Consider the following 12,680-nt stretch of genomic DNA (forward strand, 5'->3'; position numbering starts at 1 on the left):
GATTAAATTCTCGCTTGTTTCCTGATGCTCTTTACCGTACCGATCGGTAAGTCTTTTTTAGGATGGGGTACTGTAACCAGCCCCGGTTTTGTCGGATGTGTGAAATGGTGATGGCTACCGTTAATCCCTGTCAGAACCCAGCCATCAGCCTTCATTTCGGAAATTAACGTGCTGCTATCCATCCCTGTGTCCTGTCGCGTCCTGATGAAAGCACGATAACTCTAATAACTCTCACAGGCAACGTTTTCAGGGTTATTGGGGTTACCTTTAGTCTTAACCCAAATCGATTCTTGCCATACAGCACCAAACTCCAGGCGAAAAAAAAGCCCCCATAACGGGAGCTTTCTTCTTTAGTAGCAGAAAGTTATTTCTTCTTCGCTTTCGCGTTAGGCAGATCGGTGATGCTGCCTTCGAAGATTTCTGCCGCCAGACCGACTGACTCATGCAGGGTCGGGTGAGCGTGGATGGTCAGCGCAATATCTTCCGCATCACAACCCATCTCAATCGCCAGACCGATTTCGCCTAACAGCTCGCCGCCGTTAGTACCGACAATCGCGCCACCAATAATCCGGTGCGTCTCTTTGTCGAAAATCAGTTTGGTCATACCGTCTGCACAATCAGAAGCGATAGCACGGCCTGAGGCTGCCCACGGGAAGGTGGAGGTCTCGTAGCTGATGCCCTTCTCTTTCGCTTCTTTCTCGGTCAGACCGACCCAGGCAACTTCTGGCTCAGTATAGGCAATTGAAGGGATCACTTTCGGATCGAAGTAGTGCTTCAGACCAGAGATCACTTCTGCCGCCACGTGGCCTTCGTGCACGCCTTTGTGCGCCAGCATTGGCTGACCGACGATGTCGCCGATAGCATAGATGTGTGGCACGTTGGTGCGCATCTGCTTGTCGACGCGAATGAAGCCGCGATCGTCCACTTCCACGCCCGCTTTACCGGCATCCAGACCTTTACCGTTCGGCACACGACCGATGGCCACCAGCACCGCGTCATAACGCTGCGCTTCGCCTGGTGCTTTTTTACCTTCCATTGAAACGTAAATGCCATCGTCTTTTGCTTCAACGGCGGTCACTTTGGTTTCCAGCATCAGGTTAAATTTCTTGCTGATTTTCTTGGTAAAGACTTTCACCACGTCTTTATCCGCAGCCGGGATAACCTGGTCGAACATCTCAACCACATCAATCTCTGAACCCAGCGCATGATAAACCGTCGCCATTTCCAGACCGATGATGCCGCCGCCCATGACCAGCAAGCGCTTCGGCACTTCTTTCAGTTCCAGCGCATCGGTAGAGTCCCAGACGCGTGGATCTTCATGTGGAATGAATGGCAGTTCGATTGGACGTGAACCCGCAGCGATAATGGCATTATCGAAGTTGATGGTGGTCGCGCCGCCTTCTCCTTCAACCACCAGGGTGTTAGCACCGGTGAATTTGCCGAGGCCGTTAACCACGGTGACTTTACGACCTTTTGCCATTCCTGACAGGCCGCCAGTCAACTGGTTGATAACCTTCTCTTTCCAGCTGCGAATCTTGTTGATATCAGTAGATGGCTGGCCAAACACAATGCCGTGCTCTTCAAGGGCTTTCGCCTCTTCAATCACTTTAGCAACGTGCAGCAGCGCTTTAGATGGGATACAACCGACGTTCAGACAAACACCACCCAGGGTGCTGTAACGCTCTACCAGTACGGTTTCCAGACCTAAATCCGCACAACGGAAGGCTGCAGAGTAACCTGCAGGACCTGCCCCAAGTACTACGACCTGGGTTTTAATCTCTGTACTCATCATGACCTCTTAATTGATATCCGGCGGGTCAGACTTTCTTATAATGCCCTTGTTCCACCGGGACTTTCACCGCAAGAGTTTACAGAATTGTTAACAAACTGCCAACCGCGGCGCGACGAATCGTTACAGGAAGGCCGGCTTCCGCCGGCCTTCTTTACATTTACATAACTAAACGACGAATGTCAGACAACATATTGCCGATGATGGTGATGAATCGTGCACCATCAGCACCGTCGATTACGCGGTGGTCGAAGGAGAGAGAAATCGGCATCATCAGACGCGGAGTAAACTCTTTACCGTTCCACACCGGCTCCATCGCCGATTTAGAGACACCCAGGATAGCCACTTCCGGCGCGTTCACGATCGGCGCGAAGTGCGTGGTGCCCAGGCCGCCCAGGCTGGAGATGGTGAAACATCCGCCCTGCATGTCGCCCGCTGTCAGCTTACCGTCACGCGCTTTCTTCGAAATCGCCATCAGTTCACGCGACAGCTCGGTGATGCCTTTCTTGTTCACGTCTTTGAAGACCGGAACCACCAGGCCATTTGGCGTATCAACCGCCACACCGATGTTGATATATTTTTTCAGCGTTAGTTTCTGCGCATCTTCAGACAACGAGCTGTTGAAGCGTGGCATCTGCTCAAGCGCCGCCGCGACCGCTTTCATGATGAACACCACCGGGGTGTACTTCACATCCAGCTTACGCTTCTCTGCTTCAGCATTCTGCTGCTTACGGAAGGCTTCCAGATCGGTGATATCGGTTTTGTCGAAATGCGTAACGTGCGGGATCATTACCCAGTTACGGCTCAGGTTCGCGCCAGAAATTTTCTGGATACGACCCAGTTCGACTTCTTCGATTTCGCCAAATTTACTGAAATCAACTTTCGGCCATGGCAGCATGCCTGGCAGACCGCCGCCGCTGGCTGCAGCTGGTGCCGCTTCAGCGCGTTTCACGGCCTCTTTCACGTAAGTCTGCACGTCTTCTTTCAGAATGCGACCTTTACGGCCGGTGCCTTTGACTTTCGCCAGGTTAACACCGAACTCGCGCGCCAGGCGACGGATCACCGGGGTAGCGTGAACGTAAGCGTCGTTCTCTGCGAACTCACCTTTGCTTTCCGCTTTAGCTGGAGCGGGTGCCGCGGCTTTAGCGTCAGATTTGGCAGCAGGGGCCGGTGCGGCTTCCTGTTTCGCGGCCGCAGGGGCAGCCGGAGCAGCACCTTCGACTTCGAACACCATGATCAGTGAGCCGGTGCTGACTTTATCGCCGGTCGCCACTTTCAGCTCTTTGACGGTTCCTGCAAACGGCGCAGGCACTTCCATAGAGGCTTTGTCGCCTTCAACCACAATCAGTGACTGCTCAGCTTCAACTTTGTCGCCAACTTTGACCAGGATCTCGGTAACTTCAACTTCATCACCGCCGATATCCGGAACGTTAACGTCTTTTGCGCCTGCAGCCGCGGCAGGTGCCGATGCCGCTTCTTCTTTCACTTCTGGCTTCGCGTCAGAGGCCGGTGCTGCGCCTTCTGCTTCAAAGACCATGATGGCTGAACCGGTGCTGACTTTGTCGCCGGTGGAAATAGTGATCTCTTTGACCACACCCGCGAACGGAGCCGGGACTTCCATCGACGCTTTATCGCCTTCCACCACAATCAGTGACTGCTCGGCTTCGACTTTGTCGCCAACCTTAACCAGAATCTCAGTGACTTCAACTTCGTCACCGCCGATATCCGGCACAGCCACTTCTTTGCTGGCCGTGGCCGCAGCAGCGGCTGGCGCTGGCGCCGCGTCCGCTTTTTTCTCTTCGGCGGCGGCAGGTGCTGCTTCCGCAGCGCCTTCAGCATCAAACACCATGATCAGTGAGCCGGTCTCAACTTTGTCACCGGTAGAGATTTTGATCTCTTTCACTACGCCAGCCTGCGGCGACGGCACTTCCATTGAGGCTTTGTCGCCTTCCACGGTGATCAGCGACTGCTCGGCTTCCACCTTGTCGCCAACTTTCACCAGAATCTCGGTGACTTCAACTTCGTCAGACCCGATATCCGGTACCTTAATTTCGATAGCCATTACTCTATTACCTCTTAAGCCAGACGCGGGTTAACTTTATCGGCATCGATATTGAATCGGGTGATCGCGTCGGCCACCACTTTCTTCTCGATCTCGCCGCGTTTAGCCAGCTCACCCAGCGCGGCAACCACCACATAAGATGCATCAACTTCAAAGTGATGACGCAGGTTCTCACGGCTGTCAGAGCGACCAAAGCCATCGGTACCCAGCACGCGATAATCGCTGGCCGGGACATAGCTACGAACCTGCTCAGCGAACAGTTTCATGTAGTCGGTTGAGGCGACAGCAGGTGCGTCGTTCATCACCTGAGCGATGTAAGGTACGCGCGCTTCTTCTGTCGGATGCAGCATGTTCCAGCGCTCACAATCCTGGCCATCACGTGCCAGTTCAGTGAACGAGGTGACGCTGTAGACATCAGAGCCGATACCGTAATCTTTCGCCAGGATCTGCGCAGCTTCACGCACATGACGCAGGATAGAACCTGAGCCCAGCAGCTGCACTTTGCCTTTGCTGCCGTCTACCGTTTCCAGTTTGTAGATACCCTTACGGATACCCTCTTCTGCACCAGCGGGCATTGCTGGCATATGGTAGTTTTCGTTCAGCGTGGTGATGTAGTAGTAAACGTTCTCCTGCGCTTCGCCATACATACGCACCAGACCGTCATGCATGATGACAGCGACTTCATAGGCGTAAGAAGGATCGTAGGAGATACAGTTCGGGATAGTCAGCGACTGAATGTGGCTGTGACCATCTTCATGCTGCAAACCTTCGCCGTTCAGAGTAGTACGACCTGAGGTGCCGCCGACCAGGAAGCCGCGCGCCTGTTGGTCGCCCGCCAGCCACATCAGATCGCCGATACGCTGGAAGCCGAACATCGAGTAATAGATGTAGAACGGGATCATCGGCAGGTTGTTGGTGCTGTAAGAGGTCGCCGCAGCCAGCCAGGATGAACCTGCGCCCAGCTCGTTGATCCCTTCCTGCAGGATCTGGCCTTTCTCATCTTCTTTGTAGTAAGCAACCTGCTCGCGGTCCTGCGGGGTGTACTGCTGACCGTTCGGGCTGTAGATACCAATCTGACGGAACAGACCTTCCATACCAAAGGTGCGCGCTTCATCGGCGAGGATCGGAACCAGGCGATCTTTGATCGACTTGTTCTTCAGCATCACGTTCAGGGCACGTACAAAGGCGATGGTGGTTGAGATCTCTTTGTTCTGCTCATCCAGCAGCGCACTGAACTCTTCGAGTGCTGGCATTTCCAGCTTTTCAGTGAACTTCGGCTGACGTGTTGGCAGGTAGCCGCCTAACTTCTCACGCTGACCGTGCAGATACGTGTGCTCTTCAGAGCCCTTTTCAAAGGTCACGTACGGCAGTGATTCAATTTTGTCATCTGCAACTGGCACGTTGAAGCGATCACGGATATAGCGCACGCCATCCATGTTCATCTTCTTCACCTGGTGGGCAATGTTTTTGCCTTCCGCGGTGTCGCCCATACCATAACCTTTGATGGTATGCGCCAGGATCAGTACTGGCTTGCCTTTGGTGTCCTGCGCTTTTTTCAGTGCCGCGTAGATTTTCTTCGGATCGTGGCCGCCACGGTTCAATGCCCAGATTTCATCATCGGACAGATCTTTAACCAGCGCGGCGGTTTCCGGATATTTACCAAAGAAGTGCTCACGCACATAGGCACCATCACGGGATTTGAAGGTCTGGTAGTCGCCGTCGACGGTTTCGTTCATCAGCTGAATCAGCTTGCCGCTGGTATCTTTGCGCAGCAGCTCATCCCAGCGACCGCCCCAGATGACCTTGATCACTTCCCAGCCAGCGCCGGCAAAGATGCCTTCCAGCTCGTTGATGATCTTGCCATTACCGGTAACCGGGCCATCCAGACGCTGCAGGTTGCAGTTGATGATGAAGACCAGGTTATCCAGTTTTTCACGGGTCGCGATGGTGATCGCGCCTTTGGATTCTGGCTCATCCATCTCACCGTCACCCAGGAAGGCGTAAACGGTCTGAGCAGAGGTATCTTTCAGGCCACGGTGTTCCAGATACTTCAGGAACTTCGCCTGGTAGATAGCCGACAGCGGACCCAGACCCATTGATACGGTCGGGAACTGCCAGAATTCCGGCATTAATTTCGGGTGCGGATAAGAAGAGAGGCCTTTACCGTCAACTTCCTGACGGAAGTTATTCATCTGGTCTTCGGTCAGGCGGCCTTCAAGGAACGCACGGGCATAGATGCCGGGAGAGATGTGGCCCTGGAAATAGACCAGATCGCCGCCATCCTTCTCACTGCGCGCGCGGAAGAAGTGGTTGAAGCACACTTCATAAATCGTCGCAGAAGACTGGAAGGAGGACATGTGGCCGCCGAGTTCCAGATCTTTCTTCGATGCGCGCAGCACCGACATGATGGCGTTCCAGCGAATTGCGGAACGGATACGACGTTCAAGAGAGGTATTGCCCGGATAATCGGGTTCATCTTCAACGGCAATAGAGTTGATGTAGTTGCTGATTGCAGAAGATCCTGCAGCCACGTTTACGCCGCCTTTGCGGGCTGCACCCAGTACCTGATCAATCAGATACTGTGCACGTTCAACACCTTCTTCACGGATGACCGATTCGATCGCCTGTAGCCAGTCACGAGTTTCAATCGGATCCACGTCATTGTGTAAACGTTCTGACATGGGTGTGTTCCTTATCTGTGTCTAATACGTTGAATAATCGGGAGCCTGTTAAAGCAGATGCAGGCAGGCTCGTCTGATGTCAGTACGATCTTTGTCGCACGTTATTCCTTACGTTGCTGTAAACGACGCAGGGAGCGTTCTCGACGGCTCTGCTCCCGACTTCTGTCCAGCAAGATTTCCTCTATGAACGCCAGGTGACGGTGTGAAGCCTCGCGCGCTTTTTCTGGCTCACGAGCCACAATCGCCTCAAAGATTCTGGCGCGGTGACCGCTCACTTTTGCCAGCATTTCCCGGCGCGAGTAGAGCAATTCGAAATTCTGGCGAACGTTTTGTTCCAGCATAGGGCCCATTGAGCGTAGCAAATGTAAAAGCACAACATTATGGGCCGCTTCTGTGACAGCGATCTGATACTGCATCACTGCGTCCGCTTCGGCGTCTAAATCGCCGCTGTCCTGCGCCTGCTGGATATTCACATGGCAGTCGCGAATGCGCAGCAGGTCTTCCTCTGTGCCGCGCAGCGCCGCGTAATAGGCGGCGATGCCTTCTAAGGCATGGCGCGTTTCCAGCAGATCAAACTGTGATTCCGGATGGTCGGCGAGAAGCTCAACGAGTGGATCGCTTAAGCTTTGCCAGAGATTCTCCTGCACGAACGTTCCGCCACCCTGTCGGCGCAGCAATAATCCTTTGGCTTCTAAGCGCTGGATCGCTTCGCGGAGAGACGGACGTGAGACATCGAATTGTTTGGCGAGTTCGCGCTCAGGCAGCAGCTTCTCTCCCGGACGCAGGGTCCCTTCCATAATCAGCGATTCGAGCTGTTGCTCGATAGCGTCGGAGAGTTTAGGTTGGCGAATCTTACTGTAAGCCATCGTCCCTTCTTATTAAGCCAATCGTCCGGAGTAAATTGGTAATACCAATTGCAAAGAGGTGCCGGTAAAGTAACAAAGTATTCACCTTGTGTCTATATGGTGTCTGCGACATTCACCTGCCCCCAAAGCCTGTGCTGGCGCTAACTTGCGGTTAAAAAAATGAAAAATTCGCGTTACCGCAAATGTTAAATAATTTCACTTTTACCAAACCTTACACCCGCTTAGCGCGTTAGCGCAGCGGCAGACATAAGTGAAAGCTATTCGTCATTAACGGAATTTCATGGCAGAAGTTGCTGTGGGCAGACGTGACCAGGACGGCGTTTTTTCAGTCAACTCTCAGCACGAAAGGCGAAAGCAGGTGCAAAGCGATTCGCTTATCACTATTCTTGTCGCCAGGGTAGCAGATGGCACTATTCAGCACGCCAGATACCGTAAAATAATCAATACGTTATTGTAACTACTTCATTACAGCGTCCTGCGCTGCGAACGAAGAATAAAAACATCACGAGGTTTGTATGGAACAACAGCAAGGCGAAGCGCTGAAACGTGGTCTTAAGAACCGCCATATTCAGCTCATCGCGCTGGGTGGTGCAGTGGGAACCGGCCTGTTTCTGGGCAGTGCATCGGTCATTGAATCCGCCGGACCGGCCGTAATTCTGGGCTATGCGATTGCCGGTTTTATTGCCTTTTTAATCATGCGTCAGTTAGGCGAAATGGTCGTGGAAGAGCCGGTCGCCGGCAGCTTCAGCCACTTCGCGTATAAATACTGGGGCAACTTTGCAGGCTTCGCCTCGGGCTGGAACTACTGGGTGCTCTATGTGCTGGTCGCCATGGCGGAACTCACCGCCGTTGGCAAATATGTCCAGTTCTGGTGGCCAGACTTTCCGACCTGGGCTTCGGCTGCCATCTTCTTCGTGATGATTAACGCTATCAACCTGACCAACGTGAAAGTGTTTGGTGAGATGGAGTTCTGGTTCGCCATCGTTAAAGTGGTTGCGGTGATTGGCATGATCCTGTTCGGAGGCTGGTTGCTGTTCAGCGGTCACGCGGGTCCGCAGGCTACCGTGCGCAACCTGTGGGAACAGGGCGGATTTTTCCCGCATGGCATCGGCGGTCTGGTGATGGTCATGGCGATTATCATGTTCTCGTTTGGTGGGCTGGAGCTGGTAGGTATCACCGCCGCTGAAGCGGATAACCCGGAAGTGAGCATTCCAAAAGCGACCAACCAGGTGCTGTGGCGTATTCTGATTTTCTACATTGGTTCGCTGGCGGTGCTGCTGTCACTGATGCCGTGGACGCGTGTCACGTCAGAAGTCAGCCCGTTTGTCTTTATCTTCCATGAGCTGGGCGATGCCATGGTGGCGAATGCGCTCAACGTGGTCATCCTGACAGCGGCGCTGTCGGTCTATAACAGCTGCGTTTACTGTAACAGCCGTATGCTGTTTGGTCTGGCACAGCAGGGTAATGCGCCAAAAGCGCTGCTGAAAGTCGATCGTCGCGGTGTGCCGGTGTTAACGATTCTGGTCTCTGCTGTCGCTACTGCGCTCTGTGTGCTGATCAACTATCTGATGCCGGGTGAAGCGTTTGGCCTGCTGATGTCGCTGGTCGTCTCTGCGCTGGTGATCAACTGGGCGATGATCAGCCTGGCGCACCTTAAGTTCCGTCGTAAGAAAGATAAGCAGGGCGTAACCACCCGCTTTAAAGCGCTGCTCTATCCGGCGGGTAACTGGATTTGCCTGATTTTCCTGGCGGCGATTCTGGTACTGATGGCGACCACGCCGGGCATGGCGATCTCTGTCTGGCTGATTCCGGTCTGGCTGGTGATTCTGGGCGTGGGTTACTTTATCAAGAACCAGACACAGAAAGCCTGATGCTTTACCACGTGCTGCGACCTCCTGCGGGGTTGCAGCACGTCATCCGCGCCTCCCTGCCCGTCTCAACTGCCCCGATCCAGTTCACACTTCTCTCCCCGCAACTGTTTTGTCCATCTTCATAACGAATTACTCCCGTTCATCTCGCTGATTTCCTGCCAATAATTCCTGTTCACACTGGATGCGCAGGAGAAAACCATGAAAGGTACAGCCCTCCCGTTTCGGGAAAAACTGGGATATGGCATGGGCGATGCCGGATGCAACATGATTGGCGGTGCCATCATGCTGTTCCTGAACTACTTCTATACCGACGTTTTCGGCCTGGCCCCGGCGCTGGTGGGAACCCTGCTGCTCTCGGTCAGAGTGCTCGATGCGGTAACCGATCCGATTATGGGCGCGATCGCCGATCGCACCCAGAGTCGCTGGGGTCGCTTTCGTCCCTGGCTGCTGTGGGTTTCCGTACCTTACGTCGTGTTCAGCGTATTGATGTTCACCACGCCAGACTGGACCTATCACAACAAGGTGATCTGGGCCTTCGTCACCTACTTCCTGATGTCACTGACCTACACGGCGATTAACATTCCTTACTGCTCTCTGGGCGGCGTGATTACCAACGATCCCGGTGAGCGCGTCTCCTGCCAGTCATACCGCTTTGTCATGGTCGGCATCGCCACGCTGATACTCTCTCTGTCCCTGCTGCCGATGGCAGAGTGGTTCGGTGGCGAAGACAAAGCGCGCGGCTACCAGATGGCGATGGCGGTACTGGCAACCATTGGCCTGGCGATGTTTCTGTTCTGCTTTGCCACGGTACGTGAACGTATCCGCCCTGCCGTGCCGAGCAATGATGACCTGAAAAAAGATCTGCGTGACGTCTGGAAGAATGACCAGTGGGTACGCATTCTGCTGCTGACCTTCTGTAACGTCTGTCCCGGCTTCATCCGTATGGCGTCCACCATGTATTACGTGACCTGGGTCATGGGCCAGTCGACGCACTTCGCCACGCTGTTTATCAGCCTGGGTGTGATTGGCATGATGGTCGGCAGCACGCTGGCGAAATTGCTCACCGATCGCTGGTGCAAACTCAAAGTCTTCTTCTGGACCAATATCGCGCTGGCACTCTTCTCCAGCGGTTTCTACTGGATCGATCCCCACGCCACCGTGATGGTCGTGATCGCCTACTTTGTGCTGAATATCCTGCATCAGATCCCCTCTCCGCTGCACTGGTCACTGATGGCCGATGTGGATGACTACGGCGAATGGAAAACCGGCAAACGCATCACCGGCATCAGCTTCTCCGGCAACCTGTTCTTCCTCAAGGTGGGACTGGCGGTTGCCGGTGCGATGGTCGGCTTTCTGCTGTCGATCTATGGCTACAATGCGGGCGCTAAACAGCAGTCGCCTGAGGCGATTAACGGCATCATGCTGCTGTTCACCATTATTCCTGGCGTCGGCTATCTGATTACCGCAGGTGTGGTACGACTGATGAAGGTCGACCGCAAAATGATGATTACCATCCAGCAGGATCTCGCGCTGCGCCGCGAAAACTTCCATGAGTTACACACCGTTCGCCTACGCGACGGTGTTGTCACGCCAACCGGAGATGTTAAATGACCGCAATCTTGCCGAATCCTTTTATCGAGCAGCGTGCCGACCCCTTTATCCTGCGCCATGAACAGTACTATTACTTTGTGGCATCGGTGCCGGAGTATGACCGGCTGGAGATCCGTCGCGCCACGACGCTAGCTGGCCTGCGCAGCGCCGAGCCGGTGGTCGTCTGGCGCAAGCCCGAGAGCGGTCCCTTTAGCGAGTTAATCTGGGCACCTGAACTGCACTACATTGACGGACAGTGGGTCATCTATTTCGCGGCAGCACCGACGCGTGAAATCAAAGAGGGACTGTTTCAGCACCGGATGTATGCGCTGGTGTGTGAGGCGGAAAATCCGCTGCAGGGGGAATGGCAGCCCTGTCGCCGGGTCTTCAGCCAGTTCGACAGCTTCTCACTGGATGCTACCCACTTCGTGCATCAGGGTAAAAACTGGTATCTCTGGGCGCAGAAAGATCCATTGATTCCCGGCAACTCTAACCTCTATCTGGCTGAGCTGCTTAATCCCTGGACGCTGAAAGGCACGCCGGTGATGCTGAGCCGGCCAGAATATGAGTGGGAGTGCGCAGGCTTTAGCGTTAATGAAGGACCGGCGGTTATTCGTCACGGGGATCGGCTGTTTGTGACCTACTCTGCCAGCGCCACCGATGAGAATTACTGTCTGGGGATACTGTCGATTGACGTTGATGCCGACCCGCTTGATGTCGCCGCATGGCAAAAGTCTGCACGGCCGGTGTTTGTCTCCAGCTGGGACAACCATCAGTATGGACCGGGTCACAACAGTTTTACCCAGGATGAGGCGGGACGCGACGTGCTGGTATACCACGCGCGTAACTACACTGAAATTGAAGGCGATCCGTTATGGGATCCGAACCGCCATACCCGACTGAAATATTTCAGCTGGCGGGAAGATGGCACGCCTGATTTCGGCGTGCCGCCTGCCGATTACACCAGCGTGCCGTAAATCGTCAGCAACGCGACAGCGACCACCAGTACCAGTGAGGTACGTTTCGCTAACGCCACGGCAACCCGTGGCGTTTCGACTTTATCGGTGTGCGGATCGCGTGACAGTGAGAACTGCGCCAGAGTCGTCAGCACCTGATACTGAGAACGATGCCGATCGGTCAGCGAAGCAAACCAGGCGGGCAGCGCTTTTTCGCCATGACCCAGCAGGGCGTAAGCCACACCCGCCAGCCGCGCAGGGATCCAGTCGAGAAGATGCAGAATGGCATCCACGCCAGATTGTGAACGCGCCATCGGTGTTCCATGCTTTGCCAGCCAGCCTTGCCAGGCCCGCAGAAAAGCGTAACCCACCAGCAGCACTGGCCCCCATGGACCGCCCGCCACCAGCCAGAACATTGGCGCAAGGTAGAAACGGAAGTTTATCCAGATCAGGGCATTCTGCAGTTCACGCAGGAACTCGCGCTCGCTGCATTCCACCGGCACGCCATGAATCAGCGTCAGTTCAGCCGCCATCGCCTGATGCGCAGCGTCGTCGTCATGACTGGCTGCTTTCAGGTAGCTGTGGTAGTGCTGCCGCACCGAACCGGCACCGATACAGAGCAGTCCGGCAACAATCCAGAAGAGCAGCTGCAGCACGCCAAACAGCAGCCCTTTCAGACTCCAGATCACCAGCGCGGTCAGCGCCATCGCCAGCACGGTCATCAGCAGGGTACGCATCATTGAGAAATGGTGGCGCTGGCGAAAGATCGGCTCCAGCCGGTGTTCGAGCTGCCAGTGCTCGCCCAGTTTAAACAGGCGCTCCCAGCCTAAAACCAACAACAAGGTAAACAACGTCATACTGACTC

At 54.6% G+C, this 12,680-nt stretch carries 9 protein-coding genes; 3 read left to right on the top strand and 6 right to left on the bottom strand.

What is annotated here, in order from left to right:
• Nucleotides 1-2: 2 nt before the first annotated feature.
• The 5 genes from HFD87_RS13590 to pdhR all read right to left on the bottom strand — a co-directional run bounded on the left by HFD87_RS13590 (nucleotide 3) and on the right by pdhR (nucleotide 7,398).
• Nucleotides 3-182, bottom strand: coding sequence for a type II toxin-antitoxin system HicA family toxin (locus tag HFD87_RS13590; RefSeq protein WP_010253953.1), 180 nt, complete (start codon nucleotides 180-182; stop codon nucleotides 3-5).
• A gap of 182 nt (nucleotides 183-364) precedes the next feature.
• Nucleotides 365-1,789 (bottom strand): dihydrolipoyl dehydrogenase, encoded by a 1,425-nt coding sequence (gene lpdA / locus HFD87_RS13595; RefSeq protein ID WP_010253950.1) that lies wholly within the window; start codon nucleotides 1,787-1,789, stop codon nucleotides 365-367.
• A gap of 160 nt (nucleotides 1,790-1,949) precedes the next feature.
• A complete protein-coding gene (aceF, locus tag HFD87_RS13600) occupies nucleotides 1,950-3,851 on the bottom strand; it encodes a pyruvate dehydrogenase complex dihydrolipoyllysine-residue acetyltransferase (RefSeq protein ID WP_122459252.1) in 1,902 nt (633 codons plus the stop codon).
• Between the two features lie 14 nt (nucleotides 3,852-3,865).
• Nucleotides 3,866-6,532, bottom strand: a complete 2,667-nt coding sequence (gene aceE / locus HFD87_RS13605; protein WP_010253944.1) for a pyruvate dehydrogenase (acetyl-transferring), homodimeric type — start codon at nucleotides 6,530-6,532, stop codon at nucleotides 3,866-3,868.
• 101 nt (nucleotides 6,533-6,633) lie between these two features.
• On the bottom strand, nucleotides 6,634-7,398 hold the full coding sequence (gene pdhR / locus HFD87_RS13610; RefSeq protein ID WP_010253942.1) for a pyruvate dehydrogenase complex transcriptional repressor PdhR: 765 nt from the start codon (nucleotides 7,396-7,398) through the stop codon (nucleotides 6,634-6,636).
• Nucleotides 7,399-7,913: 515 nt separating this feature from the next.
• On the opposite strand from pdhR, the gene aroP reads away from it, so the two are divergent.
• From aroP to HFD87_RS13625, 3 genes are all read left to right on the top strand, one after another.
• Nucleotides 7,914-9,269 (top strand): aromatic amino acid transporter AroP, encoded by a 1,356-nt coding sequence (aroP, locus tag HFD87_RS13615; protein ID WP_033756570.1) that lies wholly within the window; start codon nucleotides 7,914-7,916, stop codon nucleotides 9,267-9,269.
• 198 nt (nucleotides 9,270-9,467) lie between these two features.
• Nucleotides 9,468-10,880: a glycoside-pentoside-hexuronide (GPH):cation symporter gene (locus tag HFD87_RS13620; RefSeq protein WP_167423560.1), complete on the top strand. Its 1,413-nt coding sequence runs from the start codon at nucleotides 9,468-9,470 to the stop codon at nucleotides 10,878-10,880.
• Nucleotides 10,877-11,836 (top strand): family 43 glycosylhydrolase, encoded by a 960-nt coding sequence (locus HFD87_RS13625; protein ID WP_050679548.1) that lies wholly within the window; start codon nucleotides 10,877-10,879, stop codon nucleotides 11,834-11,836. Before HFD87_RS13620 ends, HFD87_RS13625 begins: the two co-directional genes overlap by 4 nt.
• Here HFD87_RS13625 and ampE read toward each other — a convergent pair.
• Entirely contained in the window at nucleotides 11,818-12,672 is an 855-nt protein-coding gene (gene ampE / locus HFD87_RS13630) for a beta-lactamase regulator AmpE (protein WP_010253930.1), read from the bottom strand. The two genes, HFD87_RS13625 and ampE, sit on opposite strands and share 19 nt — an antisense overlap.
• Nucleotides 12,673-12,680 lie beyond the last annotated feature (8 nt).

Source organism: Pantoea sp. EKM21T (genome assembly GCF_011800405.1).
GTDB classification, from domain to species: domain Bacteria; phylum Pseudomonadota; class Gammaproteobacteria; order Enterobacterales; family Enterobacteriaceae; genus Pantoea; species Pantoea agglomerans.